The sequence below is a fragment of the Bartonella sp. B39 genome (assembly GCF_053795145.1).
The window spans coordinates 800,327-821,609 of the sequence record NZ_CP200036.1 but is presented as its reverse complement, the minus strand read 5'-3'; the positions used below and the strand labels follow the sequence as shown (position 1 = coordinate 821,609).

Here is a 21,283-nt window from a genome sequence, read left to right as displayed (position 1 = left end):
GACATTTATAGTTTTCTACATTATATAAAAGAATGATTAAAACGTTTAAAAGCAAAGAATTGGCTGAATTATTCAAAACAGGAAAATCGCCTAAGATTGATAAGAGACTTGTAAAGCGTATCATTGTTCGTCTCGATCGTTTAGATGTTTCTGAAAGACCAGAAGATATGAATCTGCCAGGCTTTAATTTTCATGCTTTGAGTGGATATTTACCCACTCGTTATACTGTTCACGTCAATGGGCCATGGTGCATTACTTTTGAATTTAATGCATGCCATGCTTACCGTGTTGATCTTGAACAATATCACTAAGGATACAGTTATGAATGATATTCCTGCACAAAGAGATAAAAACCGTTGCCCTTCTCATCCAGGTGATTTACTGGCAGAAATTATTCCTGAAACCGGCAAAACAAAATCAGAAATTGCGCAAATGCTTGGTATATCACGCCAGCATCTTTATGATATTCTATCTGCCAAAAAGCCTATCTCTCCCTCTCTTTCAGCGTGCTTGGGAAAAATGTTTGGTGATGGTGCTGCTGTATGGTTGCGTATGCAAGCGGCTTATGATGCTTGGCATGCTGAGCGTGAAACAGATGTTAGCAAAATTCCGACACTCTACACTCTTTAATTTTAAGTGGAGCTAGAGCTGATAATACTGTTTTTTCATGGTTATGAAAAGAGTGGATGTATGACCTCTGGCAAGAATTGGAAAGACAAATCTCTGCACCACAGATTGACTACTCCAGTCCTGAAGTAATGCTTGGTGTTTTAACGCATTTAAAAGATGAAAATGAACGTAAAGCAATTTTACTAATTGACAATATAATAAAAGTGTGTCTATTCTCGAATCAGGTGCGTAGAAAACACCTTAAAATACCAAGCGGGTGGGTTGCCGAAACAATCTCTTTCCGTGCATCAAAGACTTTGACTCATTATACACCGAGAGTGTACAATGATCTCGTCGGGTGTGGTTACACTATACAATACCCTCCACGGGGAAAGTGTGACGACGGACTTGGTACCGTGTTTTCTAGCACCCGGCACTCTTCTGAAGTGTCAATAGAAAATAATTATTACCAAGGAATTCAATCATGAATGATCTCATAGAAATTACAGAACAAACGGTTGGACAGGAAACTGTCCAAACAGTAAATGCGCGTGAATTGCACGCGTTCTTAAATGTTACATCTCGTTTTAATGATTGGATTAAAAATCGCATCAAGGAGTATGATTTTCAGGAACACATCAATTTCATTATGCTTACTAAAAATTTAGTAAGCGGTGGAAAAGTGAAAGAATACCACCTCACTTTGGACATGGCGAAAGAGCTTGCCATGGTTGAGCGCAACGAAAAAGGCAAGCAAGCACGACAATATTTTATTGAATGCGAACGGCGTGCAAAGCAAGTATCAGCACCACAAATTGACTACTCGAAACCCGAAGCATTACTTGGTGTCTTGAATCACTTACAAAATCAAATTGAGCAGAAAGATCATGTTATTGCAGAATTAACTCCCAAGGCAAAAGCACTTGAAGGTTTAACACGCTCTGATGGGAATGTGTGGCATCAAGCTTTATTATTTTTTATTCACAACGTGATTGTCTCATGCGCGTTGGGAGATCTTTTGAGTCCATTGCCCGTAGATGGGTAGTGCGGACAGACTCCTCTAAACGAGAAAGAATTTCGCCCGTAAGGCTACGGTGGTTTGCTTCAGCAAACTCTTCCAATTGATTTTTTAGTTCAACTGGAATGAGAAATTTAAATTGCACACGATCTTTTTTTGTCATGCACCTAAAATATACCTAAAATGCACTTGACACAAGGTACTTTTTTGGTACTAAATATGTGCATAGGAGGTAAAATGAAAACGATCCAATATAAAATAAATATGCCACATACATTAAAGGAGTGGTTGTTTGATAGGGCGACAGAGAATGATCGCTCTCTTTCATCTGAAATAATTAACATTCTCAAAAAAGAAAAAGCGCTAGAGCATAAGTCCGCAAAAACCTGCTCTAACGCTTCACATTTAATCAACCTGAAAGAGGTTAATCACCATGGACAATAGCACATACTTATCTATCAATAAAGACAAATTAATCAAATTAAGAGAAATCGAAAACGAGCCCCGTGTTCGCGATGTGGATTTAGCAGAAAAATTAGAGTTTGTTCGTACACGTGACGTTAGAAAATTAATCGCAAGAAATATGAAAGAAATAGAAAGGTTTGGGACGTGCGCCACCGTGGCGCACGTAATAAAAGGCAATAACGTAACAGAATATTGGCTTAACGAAGAGCAAGCATTATTGATTGCAACATTATCGAATACAGAAAAATCTTCTCAAGTCCGTTATATGCTTATTAAGCTATTTGTTGCATGGCGTAGAGGCGAGATAAAGCAATCTCATATCCAATCGATCGACTACTCCAGTCCTGAAGTAATGCTCGGTGTTTTAACGCATTTAAAAGATGAAAATGAGCGTAAAGATACAATCATCGCTGCACTCAAACCAAAAGCAGAAGCACTTGAAGGTTTAACCCGCTCTGATGGTTTATTTGGTCTTACAGAAGCAGCCAAGGTACTGGAGGTACGACCAAAAGATCTAACGAATTATTTGCGTGGGAATTATAATTTTTTGTTTGACAAAATTTCAGCAGTATGTCTATTCTCGAATCAGGTGCTTCAAAAACACCTTAGACACATAGCGGGTAGATTGCCGATATAATCTTCCTCCGTGCATTTAAAGGCTTTGACTCATTATACACCGAGAGTGTACAATGACCTTGTCGGGTGTGGTTATGCCATAAAATACCCTTGTGGGAAAAGCATAACGACGGGCTATGTGCCGTGTTTTTGAGCACCCGGCACTCTCTTTAGAGTGTCAATCAAAAACATTTAACACATAGGAGTTCATCATGAACGATCTCATAGAAATTACAGAACAAACGGTTGGACAGGGAATTGTTCAAACAGTAAACGCACGTGAATTGCATGCGTTTTTGGAAGTTACATCAAAATTTGCAGACTGGATTAAAAATCGCATCAAAGAATATGGTTTTCGAAAAAATCAGGATTTTATGGCGTTTTCTAAAATTTTAGAAAACGGTGGAAGAGCGATAGAATACCATCTTTCACTCGACATGGCGAAAGAGCTTTCCATGGTTGAACGTAATGAAAAAGGCAAGCAAGCACGGCAGTATTTTATTGAATGCGAACGGCGCGCAAAGCAAGTTGTTACTCCACAGATTGACTACTCCAGTCCTGAAGTAATGCTCGGTGTTTTAACGCATTTAAAAGATGAAAATGAGCGTAAAGATACAATCATCGCTGCACTCAAACCAAAAGCAGAAGCACTTGAAGGTTTAACACGCTCTGATGGTCTGTTTGGTCTTACAGAAGCAGCCAAGGTACTGGAGGTACGACCAAAAGATCTAACGAATTATTTGCGTGGGAATGATTGGGTTTATCGTCGTGCTCCGGGATCTCCGTTACTGCCTTATCAGGATAAGATCAAGAAAGGCCTCATGGATTGCCCTACGATCACGATTCAAAAACCTGATGGAACAGAAAAAGTCTTGCCTTCAACCAAGATTACCGCAAAAGGCTTGGCATGTTTAAGAGAACAAATCCACGGAGGTATACAATGAATACTGATATCGACTCTTTGTGTGATTTGTGGATAGCGTTATTTAAGCTTTGCAATCGTGGTGGTGTTGAAGATGAGGAGTGTACTGCTATAGTCAATACCATGAACGTAGTAGAAAAGGCTCTGGTTTCAAAGATCAAGAAAGATGCGCATATTGTTAAGCTTTTAGTGGTTCTCACAGACTTTGGAGATTCAGAGTTTCCTCGTGTCATTGATCCTTTGTTAAAAGCTTATGATCCGAGCTTAAAAAGCCCACTTAAGAAAGTGGCTTAAATTTTAAAACATCTTTCCTTCCCATCTTTGTAGGTGGGAAGGTGATCAAGATGCTTCTTCTAAAGCCGCTTTTTCCTTACAATTATTTTGGATAGGCGTTAAGCTAATCTGCAAATTTAAGGCACTTAAAACACTGAGAAAAGTAGAAAGCCGTGGGTCACCCTTGTCGCTTAAAGAACGATAAAGAGACTCTCTTGATAGCCCTGTATTTTGAGCGATTTTACTCATTCCTTGGTTTTTCGCTATTATGCCAAGAGCATGCGCAAGATATTTGCTATCCTTGCTTTCAAGAGCATCTTGTAAAAGAATCTTCTGAGTCTCAGGCGTTTTGAAATATTCGCTTGTATCAAACTTGGTGATTTCCATTTTTTATTTCCTTTACTAATTGGAGAGCTTTTTCAATATCTTTTTGCTGAGTAGATTTATCGCCGCCATTAAGTAACAAAATGATTTGTTTTCCTTGTTTGAAAAAATAAACACGATAGCCTGATCCGTGATTTATTTTTATTCTTCAATTCCACGGAAGAATTTTGCGTTGCCAAGAAATCCTGTTTCTACTCTTGCAATCCGCGTAACAACATGTGCTTGCGCAATCTCATCTTTTAAAGAATCTAGCCATTTCATAAAGTATTTTGTTTTGTGCGCTGTAAACATTTGTAATTTATAAGATACAGAATAGATAATGTCAAATACATTCTTTTGTTTCAGTGAAAAAGCTACATAAGTTTTAACAAGCCATCATTTCGGATAGGAAAGATGTCAATTTTTTAATCCAGCTCTGCTTTTTGTGGGGCTTTTTTTATGGAGAAGCATATGCGAAAAATATCACAAGAAGGGCTAGCACTGATTAAACAATGGGAAGGCTTGCGGTTGAGTGCCTATCAAGACGCCGTCGGAGTGTGGACAATAGGTTATGGACATACAAACAGTGCTGGAAAACCTTTTGTTCACACAGGCATGACAATCACCGAAAAGCAAGCCGAAGAGCTTCTTTGTCAAGATTTAAGACAATTTGAGAATGCTGTTGAACAAGCGGTTCAGGTTTCCTTAACGGATGAACAATTCGCAGCACTCGTATCCTTTTGCTATAATGTGGGAACAGAAGCTTTTTGCAACTCGACCCTTCTAAAAAAACTCAATAGAGGTGAATATGAAGCGGTACCAGCTGAATTACAGAAATGGATCAAAGCCGGTGGAAAATCTTTACAAGGTCTCGTACACCGTCGTGCAGCAGAAGCAGGGTTATGGGCTAAAGGGGCTTATGTTTCTTCCAACTACCAAACCGTTGAAACGCAAGCACCAACAGGGCTTTTCAAAGCCGAAGCCCTTGCCCCGATCATTGGTTCTTTTTCTGGGCTTGGAGGTTTGCTAGCAGGCAATGGTCCTATTCAATGGGCTTTAGCTGTTGTTATGGTTTTAGCCGCCTGTGCTGGAATTTTCTTTGTCACCAAACGTTTTCAGGAACAACGCTTATGATCTGGTGGATGAAAAAAAATCTGATGGTAACCGGTGCGGCTTTAGCCGCTTTTTTTATCGCTCTTGCAAGAGCTTTTACCCTTGGAAAGAAGAGTGAGCAGCAAAAGGAAGCAGAGCAAGCCTTAAAAGCAGAGACAACGCGACTGGAGATAGAGAATGAAATTAATCAGAAAAGTGATGCTGATGTGCGTACTGAGCTCTCTGACTGGTTGCGCGATCAATAAATATGCTTCTTCTTGTGTAGGTTGGTTGCCCATTTACTTAGATAGACAAGATATAAACGTCATCAGTACGCACTTAGCAAGAGATATCTTAAAACATAACAAACAGGGTGAGCGCTTGTGTGGGTGGAAACATGGTCAGAAAAAAAACTGAAAAAACAACAGAGCTTACGGAAGCAGAAAAAGAAATGCTTCAAGAAATGATTATTACTTACCAAAGTGTGAAAATGATGTCTCGCTTGATGAAGTGGATAGCATTCTTCATCTTTTTGTTGATCCTTGATTTTGCACGTCTCATAGATGCGATAGAGGATATCTTCACCCATTTAAAGCAATGGCTCTCAAAAAAATGAAAGCTCTATCCCCTCTCCGCTTTCAAAACGGAGAAAGAGAGATTATATCGTAATCCATCCGCTAATCGCTTAAGTGTTTCTTAGACACCTGACTCGACAATAGACATATTATCAAGCCTCTCCTGATATAAAAGACGCCCATTGTTCTAAGAGGACACAGCGTTGCTCTAAAAAGTCTGTTCGCATATAAGCTTTTGTCACTGAACTCCCAACTGAATGCGCAAGAACAGTTTCTGCAATCTCAAAGGGTGTTGACGTTGTCTCTGCTATCCAATCCCGTAAGCTTGAACGAAAACCATGTGGACGATAAGTCAAACCACAAACTGTCATATATTTTGCCATGCTTGCATCAGAAATTGGCTTGCCTGTAAGACCAGAAAAGAGAAAACCATTCTTTTCAAAGGGGAGAGTTTTTTCAATGACTCTCAAAGCTTCATCACTGAGTGGCACGCGAAAGTCTGAAACTTTCCCTACAATACCTTTCATGTTTTCTTTTGGTATCGTCCATATATTTTTGTCAATTTGTTCAAGACGCAAATATCGCAATGAATATGACCGTGCTCCAGTCAAAATTAGTAACTTCAGTGCTAAATTTGAGAGGATATCATCCTTTAAGTTTTGATAAAAAACCGGCACTTCTTGCCATGGCATAGCAGGAATATTTGTTGATGTAGCACGTGGCTTTCCTAAAAGAGCGCGTGCTTTCATACAAGCTTGTAGATCAACATCTAAACCAAGAGCGGCAGCATATTTCAAACAAATATTGATACGGTTAAGTGCTTTTCGCGCTGTGTCTGCTTTTTCATGCCAAAGGGGTGCGAGAACATTGCGAATGATATTGGCTGTTAATTTTTCTATAGGTAATTTGCCTATGTGTGGAATAACGTGCAACTCTAGTGGAGAAAACCAGCGACCGTTTTTACCTTCATTTTTCAATTCTGCTTTTTTGCTTTCAAAAGCCGCTTCTGCAATTTCACTGAATATGTTGCTTTGCTGTTTTAAGATGGTTTGTTCCCGAAAGACAATAGGATCATTGCCTTCTTTAAGAATATCACTATAATGCCTAGCAAGCTCACGCGCTTCTTTTAAAGAGAGTTTCGTAACAGAACCAAGCCCCATTTCACGGCGTTTATTGTGGTATGTGTAACGAAAAAACCAAGAGCGTGTATTGTCTTTTCGAACATTTAACCATAGCCCTGCCCCATCACAATATTTACCCTGCGGAGACGTCTTTACGAATGATGCTGATAACCGATGAATCGCCCTCACTTAACGTCCCCTCTCGTCCACCTTTTTTGGTCCACCTTTTAGACCACCTTTAATTTCTGATTTGAGATTTTTTCTTTAATACTTAATTTTTTTATTGAATCATAAAAAGCTATAGACATCAATACATCCTTGCGCTTCTTTATATAATTTGATTCTTGCTAATAAAGCCCGCTCTGCCGGCATGCGGCACCATGTATTTTTCAAAAAATCTTTTGTTTTTGGCTTTAATATTCTTTTTCAAAGAGATGCGGGCTTTCAACAATGAGCTTTTCTCGCGCTTTTTGTAACTGTTTAATAACTTCATCAATTTTTGATGGAGAATGAGAAAATTCTTGGCTATTCAATAAATGTTGTCTTTCTCTTCCCTCATAAAAACACTGCATCTGAGACTGAAGTATTCTAATTTCTTGAAAAAAAAGACGTCCAGTTTCTTTGAAGCCATTATTAAGTGAAAAAAGTTGATCGGAAATCGATACCAAAATTTGTTTTAAAAAGCGCTCATTTTCTTGGCGTTTACGATATTCTAAAATAAGAGCATGACTTATCTCATCCAGCTGTTTTTTTGTGGAATCAATTTGACGCAATAAATTCGGTTTTTCCCCCATATTACCTTCTCTCGCCTTCAAAAGCATAGTATGAATATCTAATAACTTAACTGCGGAATGAGATAAATAATCAACTAATGCAGGCGTATCGGTATAGCGTTTTCGTGCAACCATCATGAACTCACCTAATGACTGTTTACATTCATCCCGCTATTTATTTCTATTTTACAAAACCATTCTAAAGAAAGTGCTAAAAAACATTATTTACAATTCATTTATATTTAATAGAGAATTTCAACCTTTCTCACACTTAATGTGAAGCTAGAGGGGTTAAAAAACGTACAGGTGTATAAAGAATAAGATGGGTTGTTTTTTCCAACACACTACTACTATCAGCAAGAAGCGCCTGACTGGGTGACAATTCTGTACCTTGCATAATTGTTGAAGCCAAAGAACCTTCTCGAGAAAGAGCCATTAACGTTGGTGAGGATGCAAAGACATTATGTGCTCCGCCATCAACATTAGAAAAATCGAAGACAGCTATTCCATTTTTGCGCAATATTTCAATATCTGATCCGTCCCCTACACGATGATGTCCACCTGTAAGACGCCCTGAAACAGCTAGCGCTTTATCTGCACGAGATACCAAAATAGCCGTTGGTTGAGGTAATTTTTTAATATCATTAAGTTGACGTTCAAACACATCAATATCAATATCTGGCGCTGCCATTAAGAAACTTGTAATACGGCGAATAGGTTTATAGTTCCCCTGTAATGCTAAAGTTCTAAATGCCTCCATTATGACAAAATTTCCCATAGAATGCGCAATAACTGAAATCTGATCAGCACTGGTTTCACTGATGATTTTCAAAAGCTCCATGAGTCCATCACGCGCAAAATTAGCGCTATCACGATCATAAATATAAAGAGGTACCGATCCAGCAGATGGCCAAGAATAGTGTACTGCAACAACATTCAAAGAATAATCGTATGTAAACTGAGCTGTACGAAATGTACCATCTGCAAAATTGTTATTATAGCCATGAATAAAAAGGAAAATTTCTCTTTTTCCTTTTTCTTTTTCTGCTAAAGCAGCATTCAATTGCTGCTTAAACTGTTCTTTGTTATCGTATTTTTGTAACGCCACTGCTGCAAAATACTTATCATGAGTAGGTTTATAAGCGTTTATTTCAACGACACCTTTCAGATGTTGTTGGGGAATTCCTACGTCGACGCGATTATAGTGCACTTTATTTGATCGCTCTGCTCCATAAGGCTGAGAATAATTATTTTGCATCATACGACTTGTTGCAACATATACCGGAACAACAGTTTTTGGAAGAATCGGTTTATCTTCAACTTCCTTTTGTACTGCAACCATAGACGGTGTTGCATGTACCCCATGCCAGAGCACAGCACGCGACTTGCTACATGCCGTTAATAAAAAAACACAAATAAAGAATGTAAAATAGTTTAAAAACACTGTATTTCTCACTATAATGCCACCCAACCCTATTAAAAAGATCAAAATTTCAAATATAAAGGTAAAAAAATTCTACAACCTCTGAAATAAAACCATTGCTAGGAATATAAACAAATAATACACAAAGCCCCCTCCCGCGACAATGCTCAAAACAGCATCCCCCCTTAAATATAATACAACCATATCCACTATAGAGAATTTAAATGGTGCGGTCGAGAAGACTCGAACTTCCACGGGTTGCCCCACAGCGACCTCAACGCTGCGCGTCTACCAATTCCGCCACGACCGCACGTAGTAAAGAAAAATATATTGGTCTCTGGCTTTAACAAATCATAAAGCGAGGTACAAGCCTATTTTCGCTTTCCTACGATTTATTTTACTTGAATGATTTATAGCTAGATAGAATGTACACTTTAATTATAATCCTTAATTATAATCCTTGAACCATCCTCATAAAGTTAGCCTGTATATCTTGATCTTTCTCATAACAACCACTAAAATTCGTTGTAATTGTTGTAGCACCTTGCTTTTGAATCCCTCTCATAACCATGCACATGTGCTCAGCCTCAATCAAAACCGCAACACCACGAGGCTTCAGATGTACTTCCAAAGCGCCAGCTATTTGAGCTGTCATAGCCTCTTGTGTTTGTAAACGACGAGCAAAAATCTCTACAACACGCGCAATTTTTGAAAGTCCAACAATCTTTGTGTCAGGAAGATACCCGATATGAGCTTTACCAACAATCGGGATCATATGATGCTCACAATGTGAATAAAAAGGAATATTTTTTATCATTATAGCTTCATTATATCCTGAAACCTCTTCAAAAACCGTATCTAAGATCTCTTCAACCGATTTGCTATAACCAATAAAAAGCTCGCTATACGCTTTGACCACACGCCTCGGAGTGTCCACGAGCCCTTCTCGATTCGGATTTTCCCCCATCCATAACAGCAATGTACGAACCGCTGCTTCCACCTCTTCAAAGCTAGGATGCTTTTTTCCAGATAAAAATGAATCTATCGGACCTCCTTTAACAACATTATGCATTTAAAAACTCCAAGCTCACTCTATACAAAACATTTGCTATATATCTATTTCATCTTGTATAATCTCTATATAAACGAATTAAAAGCTTAAACAATTACAACTTTCAAAATTTCAGGCAAGTGCTCATGATTGACAATGTCTATAGTGATAAAATACTTGAATATGCCGCGCATATAAGTAGCATTGGGCGTCTTAATAATCCGGATGCAACATCAAAAAAGCATGCACGTCTTTGCGGTTCAACGATCACTGTAGATCTAAAGATAGAAAATGACGTTGTTATAGATTTTGCCCATGAAGTGCAAGCATGTATGCTAGGGCAGGCTTCGGCTTCACTTTTGGCATCTCATATTAGAGGGAAAACAACACAAAATCTTAAAATATTACGTGAAATTATCTATCATATGTTAACGAAAGATGGTCCATCTCCTCAAGCTCCGTTTCAAGCGTTTTCTTGCTTGCAACCCATTAAAGACTACAAAGCACGTCATGCGTCAATAATGCTTCCATTTGATGCAACTGTAGATTGTATTGAACAAATTGAAGAAAAATAAATGCTCAAATCACAATCCCGACAAAAAAACAGACAAACTCGAAATTATATGGGACATTGGCGAAAAACACCTGGACGATTGCTTGGCATTTTCTTGATACGTTTCTATCAAATAACGCTTTCCAGCCTTATAGGGAATCAATGTTGCCACGCACCGACCTGTTCGGAATATATTTATGAAGCGATTGCACGCCATGGGCTGTGGGCTGGTGCGTGGATGGGACTTTTTCGTATTATGCGTTGTGGTCCATTTGGAACACACGGATTCGATCCAGTGCCTACTTCTCTTGAAAAAAGTTGTTGTTTTTATAAACCTTGGTGTTACTGGAAAAATCCTACTAAACGTAATAAATAGTTCTTTTCTTTTTTCATGCGTATTGATAAAAGGGGCAGTTTGTAGGCTTTAAATTAATTTTTACTCAGTTTTCACGAAACCATCCGCAATCGTTGGCGGAATTGGATCAAAGGGGTGTTTTATGTCTTGCTCTGTTTCTCTTTCTTTTTCTGACGGTTCAAAACGTGATTATCCCCCCGAAATGACTGGTTTGGAATTAGCAGAATCTATTTCTAAATCACTTGCAAAAAAATCGGTCGCCTACAACCTTAACGGAAGCATACGAGACCTATCAGATCCATTAGAACAATCTGGTCAAATAGAAATTATTACCCGAGAGGATCCGCGTGCTCTTGAGCTCATACGTCATGATTGTGCACATGTGCTAGCTGAAGCAGTGCAAGAGCTCTTTCCTGAAACACAGGTAACTATTGGTCCTGTCATTGAGAATGGTTTTTATTACGATTTTGCACGCCAACAACCTTTTACATTGGATGATCTCACCATTATTGAAAAAAAAATGCGTGAAATTATCCAACGCAATAAACCTTTCAAAAAAGAGATTTGGTCTCGTGAAAAAGCGAGAGAGATTTTTTCTGAAAAAGGAGAACACTATAAGGTAGAGCTTATCGATAGTATCCCCGCAAATCAAGAGTTAAAAATCTACTATCAAGGTGATTGGTTTGATCTTTGCCGCGGACCACACATGCAATCTACTGGACAAATTGGAAATGCCTTCAAACTAATGAAAGTTGCAGGAGCTTATTGGCGTGGTGATTCCAATAATCCAATGCTAACGAGAATTTATGGCACAGCGTTTGCAAATGAAAATGACTTAAAAGCTTACCTACACATGCTAGAAGAAGCTGAAAAACGTGATCATCGCCGCTTGGGACGTGAAATGGATTTATTTCATTTCCAAGAAGAAGGACCAGGAATGATATTTTGGCACAAAAAAGGCTGGAAAATGTTCCAAAATTTGATCAACTATATGCGTAGGCGTCTTGATGATCATCAATATGCCGAAGTTAATGCGCCGCAAGTTCTCGATAGATCGCTTTGGGAAATATCTGGCCATTGGGGATGGTATAAGGAGAATATGTTCAAAGTAATTCCAGCAGCTGAGGATTGGGATAATGAAACCGTTTATGCTCTTAAACCAATGAATTGCCCTGGTCATGTGCAGATTTTTAAACATGGTTTAAAGTCTTACCGCGACTTGCCTATTAGACTTGCTGAGTTTGGTCTTGTCCATCGTTATGAACCTTCAGGTTCTCTACATGGTCTTATGCGTGTACGTAGCTTTACACAAGATGATGCCCATATCTTTTGTACAGACGAGCAGTTAGCGGATGAATGCCTCAACATTAATGATTTAATCTTATCAACTTATGCTGATTTTGGTTTTAAAGAAATCAGTCTTAAGCTTTCAACACGTCCAGAAAAGCGAGTCGGATCTGACGCATTATGGGATCATGCGGAAAATATCATGAAATCCGTTCTGAAGACTATTGAGACAAAATTTGCAGAACAAATCAAAACAAGTATCCTTCCAGGTGAAGGTGCATTTTATGGTCCAAAATTTGAATATACATTGAAAGACGCTATCGGTCGTGAATGGCAATGTGGAACAACACAAATAGACTTCAATCTCCCAGAACGTTTTGGCGCGTTTTATATTGATAAAGATTCAGAAAAACGTCAACCGGTTATGATTCATAGGGCTATTTTTGGATCAATGGAGCGTTTTCTTGGTATATTAATCGAAAATTTTGCTGGACATATACCACTTTGGCTTGCACCTGAGCAGGTCATTGTAGCAACAATTACATCCGAAGCAAATGAATATGCAAAAAAAATAACAGCAAAACTTAAAGCTGCTGGACTTTCTGCAACATTAGATCTTCGTAATGAAAAAATTAACTATAAAATACGTGAACACTCTTTACAAAAAGTTCCCGTAATTTTGGTATGCGGTAGACGTGAATCTGAAACAAATAGCGTGAATATGCGTCGCTTAGGAAGCGCAGATCAAACCTCCTTGTCTATAGAAGAAGCGATTAAACAGCTAACGGATAAGGCAACACCACCAGACTTGCGCCGTTTAATAAATACTTAAAAGTACGTGAAAAGATAAAAGAGACTATAAAGAAGAAAAAATTACTGCTATCGTGCTCTATCGAGCACCCGCTTACATTCAATGAGTTCAAACAGTGTTTCTTGCAACAATGCTTTATCGGTTTTGTCTTTGTGAACGTTCACAGAACCAACAGCTGTTTCTTCCTCATTCCTCATAAAATTCAAAAGCCCGAAAGAAGACTTTTTAGGTTTATTGTTGCCAGACTCAGAAGTTTGTCCTGCTTGTTTTTTCCTTATTACAACATTCATAGCATCAAGATCACCGCTACCAAATGCAGTAACAAAAGCAACACCATTCTCCTTTAAAAGACGCTGTACACCTTTTATTGTATAACCCTGATCGTATAATAGTTGCTTAATACCATTAAGCAAGTCAACATCAGTCGGACGATAATAGCGTCTTCCTCCACCACGTTTCATCGGTTTTATCTGTCGAAAACGTGTTTCCCAGAATCTCAAAACATGCTGCGGAATCTCCAATAACTCGGCTACTTCGCTAATTGTGCGAAAAGCATCGGAGCTCTTATCCATCTTGCAACACCTTATCCAAAACACTACGAATAATTCTACAACGACTCACCAAGTCTCAATTTCTCAACAATATTGGTCAAAAATAGGACCATACCTTAAACTCAAAAGCCTTTCGCTTAAAACAAAATGTAGAGTCTAATCTTATGTATTTTCTTAATAAATACCAAACATTGTAACAGCATTCACCTAGGTGATACCATCTTTCTGTCTTGTACGATGCGCATCTAAAATTTTTTGTTTAAGTACATTTGCAGCCTTAAATGTCACTACGCGCCGCGGTGGGATAGGAGCTTCAACACCCGTTTTTGGATTCCGTCCAACACGCTCATTTTTATTGCGAACTTGAAAAGATGCAAAGGAAGAGAGTTTAACTGCCTCACCCCTCACCAGTGAATTGCAGATCTCATCCAAAACCAATTCAACCAAAGCGGCTGATTCAGTGTGTGACAAGCCCACCCTTCTACAAACTACGCTCGCTAAATCTGCACGCGTTACTGTTTTACTTGCCATTATAACCACCTATTTAAAATTTAAAATTACAAAATGACTTATACGTTTTATTCAAATATGGTCAAGCGACTATAATCTACCAACGAACAAGAACTGCTCCCCATGTAAATCCACCTCCCATAGCTTCTAACATAATGAGATCTCCTTTTTTAATTTTTCCATCGTGAACAGCCTTTGTTAAAGCCAACGGCACCGATGCTGCAGATGTATTACCGTGTTGATCAACAGTAATCACAACTTTATCTATGGCAATTCCTAATCTTTTAGCTGATGCTTCAATAATACGTTTATTAGCTTGATGAGGCACAAACCAATTTAATTGTGAGGAATCTATACCTGCAGCCGAAAAACAATCATCAACCACGTCTGTTATCATCCCAACTGCATGTTTAAAAACTTCTCGTCCTTCCATACGTAAATAGCCCGTCGTTTGTGTTGTCGAAGGACCACCATCAACATACAGCTTATCCATATACGCACCGTTAGAGCGCAATTTTGTAGCCAATATACCACAATCAAAAGCAATATCACTCTTGCTTTTTTGTGCTTCCAAAACAGCAGCTCCCGCACCATCACCAAATAAAACACATGTAGTGCGATCTTTCCAATCTAAAATTCGAGAAAATGTGTCAGATCCAATAACTAAAATTCTTTTGGCTGTTCCACAGCGTAAATAAGCATCTCCTGTTGCTAAAGCAAAAATAAAACCAGAGCAAACAGCCTGAATATCAAAAGCAAATCCATGACTCATTCCTAAAGCATGCTGAATCTCAACAGCAGAAGCAGGAAAAGTATGGTTTGGTGTTGAGGTTGCTAAAATAATACAATCAATATCTTTTATTGTTAGACCAGCATTAGCAAGTGCTGCTTGTGCAGCTTCAACCCCTAAAGAAACAGTTGTTTCATTTTCATTGGCAATATAACGTTGGTGTATCCCTGTACGCTGAACAATCCATGAATCGGATGTTTCAACAAATTTTGCAATCTCACCATTCGATAAGCTTTTTTTTGGCAAAGCACTTCCTACACCACACATGACGGATCGAATCATTCGTTCCTAACCTTTTCTTCATATTTTTCAATTATATTACAGAAGCTTATCATAATCCCCTCCATTCACCGTCGCTTCATCATCTTGATCAAAAAGTGTTTCTTTATCCTTATGAAACCGCCGTAAATCAGCAGCTATTTTTTTCAAAAGTCCATTATTAACCATCTCATAACCAACACGGATAGCAGAAGCAAAACCGTTAGCATTAGCACTCCCATGGCTTTTTATCACAACACCATTCAACCCCAAAAGCACTCCACCATTCACTCTATCGGGATCCATTTTGTGTTTCAGTGTACGAAAAGCGCCCCGCGACAAAAAATAACCAAGAGATGTTAAAAAAGAACTGCGCATAGCGGAGTTTAAGATCTCCCCTATCTGGCGTGCAGTTCCTTCTGCTGTTTTTAAAGCAATATTACCAGAAAATCCTTCTGTTACAACAACATCTACTGTTCCCTTTCCAATGTCATTACCTTCAACGAATCCCTTATACTCTAATCCTTCTAAGTGCACTTCACGCAATATCATTCCGGCCTTTTTAATTTCATAAAGGCCTTTAACCTCTTCAACACCGACATTTAAAAGCCCAACACTTGGTTTTTCAGTATGATAGAGCGCACGAAACATACCCGCCCCCATAACCGCCAAATCTACCAACTGACTAGCAGATGCACCAATTGTTGCTCCAATATCTAAAACGATACTCTCACTGCGAAGTGTTGGCCAAATACCCGCAATTCCAGGACGTTCAGCCTCTTCCATCATTTTTAAACAAAAATAAGACATTGCCATGAGTGCACCGGTGTTGCCTGCAGAAATACAAGCATCGGCTTCGCCATTTTTCACCGCTTCAATTGCATACCACATTGATGATTTACCACGTCCATTGCGTAGTGCTTGGCTTGGCTTTTCATCCATGCGCGTATAACTTTCTGTAGGATAAAAACGCGACACGGACGCTAAACAAGGGTATTTTTTTAAAACTGGTACAACAACCTCCTCTACCCCATAAAACAGAAAATAGATATTCGACAAAGCTTTTTGCACAATTGCTGCCCCTGCAATAGCCGCTTCTGGACCATAATCACCGCCCATTACATCTACAGAAATTCTAATCACGTTTGCATATCCCACATCTTTTCATTTATGCTTTTTAAACGCATATTACGACTTTTCGCTATTTAACCACCACAAAAGCACATCATGCAAAAAATAGCTCCACAGAAAATACTGTTTTTATAATGCGATACAATAGATAATTTTTTTATGTTTTTATAATCACTTCCAACTTTTCAAAACAGAAAACGGCGATAAGTTTTGTTCAGATTCTTCTAAATTTTCAATCATACGTATTCTTGCCCCCTCTTTGCGCGGATAATGATTAATGGACAACTCAAAAAATTCTTCCATAACTGCACCGATATCAATTTTATCACCATAAAACACTTCTGGCGTATCTAGCCCCTCCGCATCTAAAAACAATTCTCCTGTATCCTCTGATATTTTTGGCTTTATCAAATTTGAGTCTGCAGGGACCAAAACAACATCAATATTTTCACAGAGAATATTCTCCAGTGGCTCTAATGTGACAACACATAACTGTATTATACATGCCCGCAATAGACCTTTTATACGTACTCCGCGTTTTTTCCACGGGAAAATATGAAATTTTCCCTCACAAAATTTTACTTCAACCAAATCGTGATTCTTAGCTAAATGAGCACATTCTCGCTGTTTCGCACAAATATAAACATTTATACCCTTAGCAGGTAGAGAACGTACTGATATTGGATAAACCAAAGCAAATGTCATTTGAGAAATATTTTGAACATTCATTAACGACTCCCGAATATAGAGTGTAATATACTGTAATTTTATTTAGCCAAAGTACATTGCATTCATTTTTTTCTTTTCTAAAGGAACTCTGTGTGTCATAATTTACTCTATAACAGGGAAGCTCAATGTAAGCTATGGCAGATTAAGCTAAAATGACGAAAAACTTGAGGTTGCCTTTTTTTCGTGTGTCTAAATATAGGAGATATCATTGTTTCAAATGTCCCACATAGCGGTCCTAATCAAGCATAAGTTATTAGTTGGTCTGTCAATAGCAAGCATGATAGTGGTTTCGGGTTGTAGTATTCTTGATTCTTCAGGTTCAAGCCAGATATATCAAGAGGGTTATGTCCTTGATAAAAGTGCTCTTAATTCTGTTTCTGTTGGATCAAGCCAGGAGCAAGTTATTTTAAGTTTAGGAACCCCCTCGCTAAAAACGAAATATGATAATGAGGTTTTCTATTATATCTCACAAAAACGCTATCGTGGGATGCAGTTTATGAAAGCGAAAATTATTGATCGTAAGGTTTTGGCGATTTATTTCAATAAAAATAATCAAGTTACTAAAATAGCTAACTATGGTCTACAAAATGGACAAATATTCGATTTTGTTGCGCAAACAACTCCAACCGCTACAAAAGAACAGCCTTTCTTGATCCAGATTATTAAAGGCCCTGCGAATTTACCAACACATAACTAGGTTATTAAGAGTCAGCATACGATTTTGATAATCTCAGGACTGATAATTATCAGTCCTGATAGCGTTGGATTTACATCCGTCCTCTTAGAGGCGGATTTTTTTTGCCATACTGTCAAGAACTGCATTGACGAGCTTTGGTTCATCCCCTTCAAAAAACGCTTTTGCTATGTCCATATATTCATTCATAACAACAGCAACAGGCACATCTTGGCGGTTAATCAACTCCCATAAACCTGCACGCAAAATTGCACGTAGTATAGAATCAAGACGTGAAAGCGACCACTCTGCAGAAAGCTGTTGATGAAGCATAGGATCAAGCTGTTTTTGATCTTTTACAACACCAGTGATAATAGCTAAAAACCATTGAAAATCAGCATCAAGGTACTGATCTCCATCAATATTTTTTCCTAAACGATAAGTCTCATATTCAGTCGCTGTTTCCATCACACCAGAACCAACTATATCCATTTGATAGAGCGCTTGAACTGCAGCAAGTCTTGCCGCTCCACGTTTATTAGCTGAACGCGGAGAATGTATTCCTTTTATATCAGCCATATTTAATGATTATCTCCAAATCTTTCTTTGAGAGCGATCATACATAAAGCAGCTTTAGCAGCAAAACTACCTTTATTTTTTTCATCCTGTTTTGCGCGCGCCCATGCTTGCTTTTCATCTTCAACGGTCAAAATGCCATTTCCGATAGCCAAATTTTTATGGACAGTTAAATCCATCAATGCACGACAAGAATTATTGGCAACAATTTCAAAATGATATGTTTCACCACGCATGACACACCCAAGTGCTACATAACCATCATAAATGACCTTACTCTTCTTTTCGGCAAAAGCTATTGCAGATGGTATTTCCAATGCTCCTGGCACTGTTACAATATCATAGCTTGCTTCAGCTTTTTGCAAAGTACTCACAGCACCGGCAAGAAGCGCATCAGAAATCCCATTATAAAAACGCGCTTCAACAATCAATACATGCGATTTTTTATGTATCTCTTTTATCATAACAGGATCCCGTAAGAAAAATTAACCCAAAAAATAGGATTATAGAGTACAAAATTCTGAAAAATACAATAAGCTTTCAACTTACTCATCTATCATTTTAAAGCCAGAAAACTTTGCAGCATAACGAGCCAACTGATCAATCTCTAAGTTAACATGATCTCCAACTTTAGTTTGTCCCCAAGTTGTCATTTCAAGTGTATGGCGAATAATAAGGACATCAAAAATACAATCTTCAACACAATTAACAGTCAAAGATGTCCCATTAAGTGCAATAGAACCCTTGCTTACAATAAAAGGCGTAAATTGTGTCGGAATTTTTAGAAAAAAACGAACCGCATCCCCTTCATTTTTCTGATCAATGACCTCAGCCAAACCATCAATATGGCCAGAAACCAAATGTCCGCCCATTTCATCACCCAAACGGAGAGAACGTTCTAAGTTAATACAGGTCCCTTTTTTCCACTCTGCAATATTAGTCAAACGCAATGCTTCTTCCCATGCTTCCACAGCAAACCAATTGCTATTTGCTTGTTTTAATCCTCGTTCAACGATTGTTAGACAAATTCCTGAACAAGCAATTGATGCACCAATTTCTAGACTCTCCATAGCATAACGCGTAGAAATATTTAAACGCACCCCTTTTTTTAAAGATTGAACATCTTCAACACAACCGATATCCGTTATAATCCCTGTGAACATAATGTCTTACGTCTCCATTTACAAAAACGGTCATTTCCAAACATTCTTGTCTCAACTTCTTGAAATTGCGAAAGGTAATTTCCAAAATGAGGAGCCTCAATACGATTTTCGCCTAAAATAACGGGTGCATAAAAGCATATCAAATGATCTACACAACCAGCATTTAAAAATTCTTCCCCTGTTTTTACACCTCCCTCAAGTAAAACGCTATTGATTCCACATTGATAAAGCAGCTGTAAAATAGCAAAAGGCTGCATGCAACCATTACCCATTTTTACTGAATACACAGATACACCAAGCTGTTCTAACGAACTTTTTTTGCTTTTCTTTAAAAAATTTGTATCACAAATCACCCATGTAGGAATTTTTGTTGCTGTTTGGACAACTTTTGCATCAAGCGGGATGCGTAAATCTGTATCCAAAATAACACGTATAGGCGAACGCGTCTCCATCCCTGGCAAACGACAATTTAATTGCGGATCATCCGCTAATATAGTGCCAACACCAACGAGAATAGCATTATTTTGAGCACGCAGAATATGAGTATGAGTGTGAGAAATCATTCCACTAATTTTTATTCCACCCTGCCCCTTTTTCCCCACACCATTATCAGCAGAAATTGCCATTTTTAAAGTGACTGCACATCGCTGCAGCTTCCTTATGCACAAATGTGTGCACAACGCCTCAAAAGCCTCTTCAGCTAAAATCCCCTCAACCACTTCAATCCCAGCCGTACGTAAAAGAGCAATACCACGACCATCAACCCGCTTATCTAAATCAGTCAGAGCAATAACAACCCGTGAAATACCTGAATCAATGAGTGCATTCACACACGGCGAAGTTTTTCCATAATGTGAACAAGGCTCTAAAGTCACATAAGCAGTAGCACCACAAGCCAAGGAGCCCGCCATGTGTAAAGCTTGCACCTCAGCATGAGGTCTTCCATGGATGGCGGTTACACCATACCCCACAATGGATGTTCCTACACCATCATCGTTTCGCACAATTAACGTACCGACCGAAGGATTCTCACCTGTAAGACCGACATGACGCTCTGCTAAACGGATAGCCGCAGCCATAAACCGCTCATCTTGCACTTTTTTATTCATCAAAACGAGATTCTGTATCCGTATCCGTTATGCCCTTTGATAACTCGTCTATAACATCATGAAAATCGCTTGCATTACGAAAATCTCGATAGACGGAAGCAAAACGAATATAGGCAATATCATCAATAATTTTCAATGATTCCATCACAAGATGTCCAATTTTTTCCGAAGCAATTTCTGGTTCTCCCAAACTCTCGAGCTGACGTACAATGCCAGAAATTGCTTGTTCAATATAGTCAGGATCAATATTGCGTTTACGCACAGCTATATCAACTGAACGCATTAACTTATCACGATCAAATGGCTCACATCGTCCACTTTTTTTACAGACTAAGAGCTCACGCAGCTGAACGCGCTCAAAAGTTGTAAAACGGCCACCGCAAACGGAACACACACGCCGTCGACGAATGACCGCCCCCTCTTCCGCAGGACGCGAATCTTTAACCTGTGTATCTTCGTATTGGCAGTAAGGACAACGCATCTTTTC

The 21,283-nt window shown here is 38.6% G+C and carries 30 protein-coding genes, 1 tRNA gene and 3 pseudogenes; 16 read left to right on the top strand and 18 right to left on the bottom strand.

The features are described 5' to 3' along the window. Positions 1 to 32 precede the first annotated feature (32 nt). The 4 genes and pseudogenes from V4P57_RS03745 to V4P57_RS03730 all read left to right on the top strand — a co-directional run. A complete protein-coding gene (locus tag V4P57_RS03745; RefSeq protein ID WP_455466797.1) occupies positions 33 to 311 on the top strand; it encodes a type II toxin-antitoxin system RelE/ParE family toxin in 279 nt (92 codons plus the stop codon). Between the two features lie 10 nt (positions 312 to 321). Next, the gene (locus V4P57_RS03740) at positions 322 to 630 is read left to right on the top strand and encodes a HigA family addiction module antitoxin (RefSeq protein ID WP_455466796.1); all 309 of its coding nucleotides are present in this window, start codon (positions 322 to 324) and stop codon (positions 628 to 630) included. A gap of 62 nt (positions 631 to 692) precedes the next feature. After that, positions 693 to 821 (top strand): annotated as a pseudogene (locus V4P57_RS03735) (phage regulatory protein/antirepressor Ant); the annotation flags it as partial. A 272-nt stretch (positions 822 to 1,093) separates the two neighbouring features. After that, a pseudogene (locus V4P57_RS03730) lies at positions 1,094 to 1,558 on the top strand (antA/AntB antirepressor family protein); the annotation flags it as partial. A 28-nt stretch (positions 1,559 to 1,586) separates the two neighbouring features. Here the strand turns inward: V4P57_RS03730 and V4P57_RS03725 are convergent. After that, positions 1,587 to 1,790 carry an Arc family DNA-binding protein gene (locus tag V4P57_RS03725; RefSeq protein ID WP_455466795.1) on the bottom strand — a complete coding sequence of 68 codons (204 nt, stop codon included), beginning with the start codon at positions 1,788 to 1,790 and terminating at the stop codon, positions 1,587 to 1,589. Between the two features lie 74 nt (positions 1,791 to 1,864). Here V4P57_RS03725 and V4P57_RS03720 point away from each other — a divergent pair, with 74 nt between their 5' ends. The 4 genes from V4P57_RS03720 to V4P57_RS03705 all read left to right on the top strand — a co-directional run bounded on the left by V4P57_RS03720 (position 1,865) and on the right by V4P57_RS03705 (position 3,923). Further along, a complete protein-coding gene (locus V4P57_RS03720) occupies positions 1,865 to 2,071 on the top strand; it encodes an Arc family DNA-binding protein (protein ID WP_455466794.1) in 207 nt (68 codons plus the stop codon). Further along, positions 2,061 to 2,729, top strand: coding sequence for a phage antirepressor KilAC domain-containing protein (locus V4P57_RS03715; protein WP_455466793.1), 669 nt, complete (start codon positions 2,061 to 2,063; stop codon positions 2,727 to 2,729). The genes V4P57_RS03720 and V4P57_RS03715 overlap by 11 nt, the downstream gene beginning before the upstream one ends. A 190-nt stretch (positions 2,730 to 2,919) precedes the next feature. Continuing rightward, complete coding sequence (locus tag V4P57_RS03710) at positions 2,920 to 3,651, top strand: antA/AntB antirepressor family protein (protein WP_455466792.1); 732 nt, start codon at positions 2,920 to 2,922, stop codon at positions 3,649 to 3,651. Next, positions 3,648 to 3,923, top strand: coding sequence for a hypothetical protein (locus tag V4P57_RS03705; protein ID WP_455466791.1), 276 nt, complete (start codon positions 3,648 to 3,650; stop codon positions 3,921 to 3,923). Before V4P57_RS03710 ends, V4P57_RS03705 begins: the two co-directional genes overlap by 4 nt. A gap of 45 nt (positions 3,924 to 3,968) precedes the next feature. Here the strand turns inward: V4P57_RS03705 and V4P57_RS03700 are convergent, their stop codons facing one another. Beyond that, positions 3,969 to 4,289 (bottom strand): addiction module antidote protein, encoded by a 321-nt coding sequence (locus tag V4P57_RS03700; RefSeq protein WP_455466790.1) that lies wholly within the window; start codon positions 4,287 to 4,289, stop codon positions 3,969 to 3,971. After that, positions 4,270 to 4,577: pseudogene (locus tag V4P57_RS03695) on the bottom strand (type II toxin-antitoxin system RelE/ParE family toxin). Before V4P57_RS03695 ends, V4P57_RS03700 begins: the two are co-directional and overlap by 20 nt. A 159-nt stretch (positions 4,578 to 4,736) precedes the next feature. On the opposite strand from V4P57_RS03695, the gene V4P57_RS03690 reads away from it, so the two are divergent. From V4P57_RS03690 to V4P57_RS03675, 4 genes are read left to right on the top strand one after another with little or no spacing between them, the layout of a single operon-like run. After that, positions 4,737 to 5,399, top strand: a complete 663-nt coding sequence (locus V4P57_RS03690) for a lysozyme (RefSeq protein ID WP_455466369.1) — start codon at positions 4,737 to 4,739, stop codon at positions 5,397 to 5,399. Next, entirely contained in the window at positions 5,396 to 5,623 is a 228-nt protein-coding gene (locus tag V4P57_RS03685) for a hypothetical protein (RefSeq protein WP_455466368.1), read from the top strand. Before V4P57_RS03690 ends, V4P57_RS03685 begins: the two co-directional genes overlap by 4 nt. Then, the gene (locus tag V4P57_RS03680) at positions 5,556 to 5,774 is read left to right on the top strand and encodes a hypothetical protein (RefSeq protein ID WP_455466367.1); all 219 of its coding nucleotides are present in this window, start codon (positions 5,556 to 5,558) and stop codon (positions 5,772 to 5,774) included. The genes V4P57_RS03685 and V4P57_RS03680 overlap by 68 nt, the downstream gene beginning before the upstream one ends. Beyond that, positions 5,755 to 5,973, top strand: a complete 219-nt coding sequence (locus tag V4P57_RS03675; RefSeq protein WP_455466366.1) for a hypothetical protein — start codon at positions 5,755 to 5,757, stop codon at positions 5,971 to 5,973. Before V4P57_RS03680 ends, V4P57_RS03675 begins: the two co-directional genes overlap by 20 nt. A 111-nt stretch (positions 5,974 to 6,084) precedes the next feature. Here V4P57_RS03675 and V4P57_RS03670 read toward each other — a convergent pair whose 3' ends face one another. From V4P57_RS03670 to folE, 5 genes are all read right to left on the bottom strand, one after another. After that, positions 6,085 to 7,242: a tyrosine-type recombinase/integrase gene (locus V4P57_RS03670; RefSeq protein WP_455466365.1), complete on the bottom strand. Its 1,158-nt coding sequence runs from the start codon at positions 7,240 to 7,242 to the stop codon at positions 6,085 to 6,087. Positions 7,243 to 7,466: 224 nt separating this feature from the next. Beyond that, positions 7,467 to 7,961 (bottom strand): hypothetical protein, encoded by a 495-nt coding sequence (locus V4P57_RS03665; RefSeq protein WP_455466962.1) that lies wholly within the window; start codon positions 7,959 to 7,961, stop codon positions 7,467 to 7,469. Between the two features lie 136 nt (positions 7,962 to 8,097). Further along, positions 8,098 to 9,282, bottom strand: a complete 1,185-nt coding sequence (locus tag V4P57_RS03660) for an alpha/beta hydrolase (protein ID WP_455466789.1) — start codon at positions 9,280 to 9,282, stop codon at positions 8,098 to 8,100. A 192-nt stretch (positions 9,283 to 9,474) separates the two neighbouring features. Then, positions 9,475 to 9,559: transfer RNA gene (locus V4P57_RS03655), tRNA-Leu, on the bottom strand. 141 nt (positions 9,560 to 9,700) lie between these two features. Continuing rightward, positions 9,701 to 10,321, bottom strand: a complete 621-nt coding sequence (gene folE / locus V4P57_RS03650; RefSeq protein ID WP_455466788.1) for a GTP cyclohydrolase I FolE — start codon at positions 10,319 to 10,321, stop codon at positions 9,701 to 9,703. A 125-nt stretch (positions 10,322 to 10,446) separates the two neighbouring features. Between folE and V4P57_RS03645 the strand changes: the two genes are divergently transcribed. From V4P57_RS03645 to thrS, 3 genes are all read left to right on the top strand, one after another. Beyond that, positions 10,447 to 10,875 carry an iron-sulfur cluster assembly scaffold protein gene (locus V4P57_RS03645; RefSeq protein ID WP_455466787.1) on the top strand — a complete coding sequence of 143 codons (429 nt, stop codon included), beginning with the start codon at positions 10,447 to 10,449 and terminating at the stop codon, positions 10,873 to 10,875. Continuing rightward, positions 10,876 to 11,229 carry a membrane protein insertion efficiency factor YidD gene (yidD, locus tag V4P57_RS03640; protein ID WP_455466786.1) on the top strand — a complete coding sequence of 118 codons (354 nt, stop codon included), beginning with the start codon at positions 10,876 to 10,878 and terminating at the stop codon, positions 11,227 to 11,229. Between the two features lie 121 nt (positions 11,230 to 11,350). Next, the gene (gene thrS, locus V4P57_RS03635; protein ID WP_455466785.1) at positions 11,351 to 13,327 is read left to right on the top strand and encodes a threonine--tRNA ligase; all 1,977 of its coding nucleotides are present in this window, start codon (positions 11,351 to 11,353) and stop codon (positions 13,325 to 13,327) included. A gap of 47 nt (positions 13,328 to 13,374) precedes the next feature. Here thrS and V4P57_RS03630 read toward each other — a convergent pair whose 3' ends face one another. The 5 genes from V4P57_RS03630 to V4P57_RS03610 form a co-directional block, all read right to left on the bottom strand. Next, the gene (locus V4P57_RS03630; RefSeq protein WP_455466784.1) at positions 13,375 to 13,878 is read right to left on the bottom strand and encodes a MerR family transcriptional regulator; all 504 of its coding nucleotides are present in this window, start codon (positions 13,876 to 13,878) and stop codon (positions 13,375 to 13,377) included. Positions 13,879 to 14,064: 186 nt separating this feature from the next. After that, positions 14,065 to 14,388: an integration host factor subunit alpha gene (locus tag V4P57_RS03625; protein ID WP_455466783.1), complete on the bottom strand. Its 324-nt coding sequence runs from the start codon at positions 14,386 to 14,388 to the stop codon at positions 14,065 to 14,067. Positions 14,389 to 14,464: 76 nt separating this feature from the next. Beyond that, entirely contained in the window at positions 14,465 to 15,439 is a 975-nt protein-coding gene (locus V4P57_RS03620; RefSeq protein WP_455466782.1) for a beta-ketoacyl-ACP synthase III, read from the bottom strand. Positions 15,440 to 15,475: 36 nt separating this feature from the next. Further along, entirely contained in the window at positions 15,476 to 16,558 is a 1,083-nt protein-coding gene (plsX, locus tag V4P57_RS03615; RefSeq protein WP_455466781.1) for a phosphate acyltransferase PlsX, read from the bottom strand. 159 nt (positions 16,559 to 16,717) lie between these two features. Beyond that, entirely contained in the window at positions 16,718 to 17,275 is a 558-nt protein-coding gene (locus V4P57_RS03610; RefSeq protein WP_455466780.1) for a DUF177 domain-containing protein, read from the bottom strand. Positions 17,276 to 17,492: 217 nt separating this feature from the next. Here V4P57_RS03610 and V4P57_RS03605 point away from each other — a divergent pair, with 217 nt between their 5' ends. Further along, positions 17,493 to 17,972 carry an outer membrane protein assembly factor BamE gene (locus V4P57_RS03605; RefSeq protein ID WP_455466961.1) on the top strand — a complete coding sequence of 160 codons (480 nt, stop codon included), beginning with the start codon at positions 17,493 to 17,495 and terminating at the stop codon, positions 17,970 to 17,972. An 84-nt stretch (positions 17,973 to 18,056) separates the two neighbouring features. On the opposite strand, the gene nusB is transcribed toward V4P57_RS03605, so the two are convergent. From nusB to nrdR, 5 genes are all read right to left on the bottom strand, one after another. Further along, positions 18,057 to 18,527, bottom strand: coding sequence for a transcription antitermination factor NusB (gene nusB, locus V4P57_RS03600; RefSeq protein ID WP_455466779.1), 471 nt, complete (start codon positions 18,525 to 18,527; stop codon positions 18,057 to 18,059). 2 nt (positions 18,528 to 18,529) lie between these two features. Beyond that, positions 18,530 to 18,988: a 6,7-dimethyl-8-ribityllumazine synthase gene (locus V4P57_RS03595; protein ID WP_455466778.1), complete on the bottom strand. Its 459-nt coding sequence runs from the start codon at positions 18,986 to 18,988 to the stop codon at positions 18,530 to 18,532. An 81-nt stretch (positions 18,989 to 19,069) separates the two neighbouring features. Then, positions 19,070 to 19,687 carry a riboflavin synthase gene (locus tag V4P57_RS03590; RefSeq protein WP_455466777.1) on the bottom strand — a complete coding sequence of 206 codons (618 nt, stop codon included), beginning with the start codon at positions 19,685 to 19,687 and terminating at the stop codon, positions 19,070 to 19,072. Beyond that, complete coding sequence (gene ribD / locus V4P57_RS03585) at positions 19,669 to 20,796, bottom strand: bifunctional diaminohydroxyphosphoribosylaminopyrimidine deaminase/5-amino-6-(5-phosphoribosylamino)uracil reductase RibD (RefSeq protein ID WP_455466776.1); 1,128 nt, start codon at positions 20,794 to 20,796, stop codon at positions 19,669 to 19,671. The genes V4P57_RS03590 and ribD overlap by 19 nt, the downstream gene beginning before the upstream one ends. Then, positions 20,789 to 21,277: a transcriptional regulator NrdR gene (nrdR, locus tag V4P57_RS03580; protein WP_455466775.1), complete on the bottom strand. Its 489-nt coding sequence runs from the start codon at positions 21,275 to 21,277 to the stop codon at positions 20,789 to 20,791. The genes ribD and nrdR overlap by 8 nt, the downstream gene beginning before the upstream one ends. Positions 21,278 to 21,283: the final 6 nt, after the last annotated feature.

Coding starts and splice junctions, on each gene's coding strand:
- V4P57_RS03745 (WP_455466797.1), top strand. CDS start 33: ATGATTAAAACGTTTAAAAGCAAAGAATTGGCTGAATTATTCAAAACA.
- V4P57_RS03740 (WP_455466796.1), top strand. CDS start 322: ATGAATGATATTCCTGCACAAAGAGATAAAAACCGTTGCCCTTCTCAT.
- V4P57_RS03725 (WP_455466795.1), bottom strand. CDS start 1,790: ATGACAAAAAAAGATCGTGTGCAATTTAAATTTCTCATTCCAGTTGAA.
- V4P57_RS03720 (WP_455466794.1), top strand. CDS start 1,865: ATGAAAACGATCCAATATAAAATAAATATGCCACATACATTAAAGGAG.
- V4P57_RS03715 (WP_455466793.1), top strand. CDS start 2,061: ATGGACAATAGCACATACTTATCTATCAATAAAGACAAATTAATCAAA.
- V4P57_RS03710 (WP_455466792.1), top strand. CDS start 2,920: ATGAACGATCTCATAGAAATTACAGAACAAACGGTTGGACAGGGAATT.
- V4P57_RS03705 (WP_455466791.1), top strand. CDS start 3,648: ATGAATACTGATATCGACTCTTTGTGTGATTTGTGGATAGCGTTATTT.
- V4P57_RS03700 (WP_455466790.1), bottom strand. CDS start 4,289: ATGGAAATCACCAAGTTTGATACAAGCGAATATTTCAAAACGCCTGAG.
- V4P57_RS03690 (WP_455466369.1), top strand. CDS start 4,737: ATGCGAAAAATATCACAAGAAGGGCTAGCACTGATTAAACAATGGGAA.
- V4P57_RS03685 (WP_455466368.1), top strand. CDS start 5,396: ATGATCTGGTGGATGAAAAAAAATCTGATGGTAACCGGTGCGGCTTTA.
- V4P57_RS03680 (WP_455466367.1), top strand. CDS start 5,556: ATGAAATTAATCAGAAAAGTGATGCTGATGTGCGTACTGAGCTCTCTG.
- V4P57_RS03675 (WP_455466366.1), top strand. CDS start 5,755: ATGGTCAGAAAAAAAACTGAAAAAACAACAGAGCTTACGGAAGCAGAA.
- V4P57_RS03665 (WP_455466962.1), bottom strand. CDS start 7,961: ATGGTTGCACGAAAACGCTATACCGATACGCCTGCATTAGTTGATTAT.
- folE (WP_455466788.1), bottom strand. CDS start 10,321: ATGCATAATGTTGTTAAAGGAGGTCCGATAGATTCATTTTTATCTGGA.
- V4P57_RS03645 (WP_455466787.1), top strand. CDS start 10,447: ATGATTGACAATGTCTATAGTGATAAAATACTTGAATATGCCGCGCAT.
- yidD (WP_455466786.1), top strand. CDS start 10,876: ATGCTCAAATCACAATCCCGACAAAAAAACAGACAAACTCGAAATTAT.
- thrS (WP_455466785.1), top strand. CDS start 11,351: ATGTCTTGCTCTGTTTCTCTTTCTTTTTCTGACGGTTCAAAACGTGAT.
- V4P57_RS03630 (WP_455466784.1), bottom strand. CDS start 13,878: ATGGATAAGAGCTCCGATGCTTTTCGCACAATTAGCGAAGTAGCCGAG.
- V4P57_RS03625 (WP_455466783.1), bottom strand. CDS start 14,388: ATGGCAAGTAAAACAGTAACGCGTGCAGATTTAGCGAGCGTAGTTTGT.
- V4P57_RS03620 (WP_455466782.1), bottom strand. CDS start 15,439: ATGATTCGATCCGTCATGTGTGGTGTAGGAAGTGCTTTGCCAAAAAAA.
- V4P57_RS03610 (WP_455466780.1), bottom strand. CDS start 17,275: ATGAATGTTCAAAATATTTCTCAAATGACATTTGCTTTGGTTTATCCA.
- V4P57_RS03605 (WP_455466961.1), top strand. CDS start 17,493: ATGTCCCACATAGCGGTCCTAATCAAGCATAAGTTATTAGTTGGTCTG.
- nusB (WP_455466779.1), bottom strand. CDS start 18,527: ATGGCTGATATAAAAGGAATACATTCTCCGCGTTCAGCTAATAAACGT.
- V4P57_RS03595 (WP_455466778.1), bottom strand. CDS start 18,988: ATGATAAAAGAGATACATAAAAAATCGCATGTATTGATTGTTGAAGCG.
- V4P57_RS03590 (WP_455466777.1), bottom strand. CDS start 19,687: ATGTTCACAGGGATTATAACGGATATCGGTTGTGTTGAAGATGTTCAA.
- ribD (WP_455466776.1), bottom strand. CDS start 20,796: ATGAATAAAAAAGTGCAAGATGAGCGGTTTATGGCTGCGGCTATCCGT.
- nrdR (WP_455466775.1), bottom strand. CDS start 21,277: ATGCGTTGTCCTTACTGCCAATACGAAGATACACAGGTTAAAGATTCG.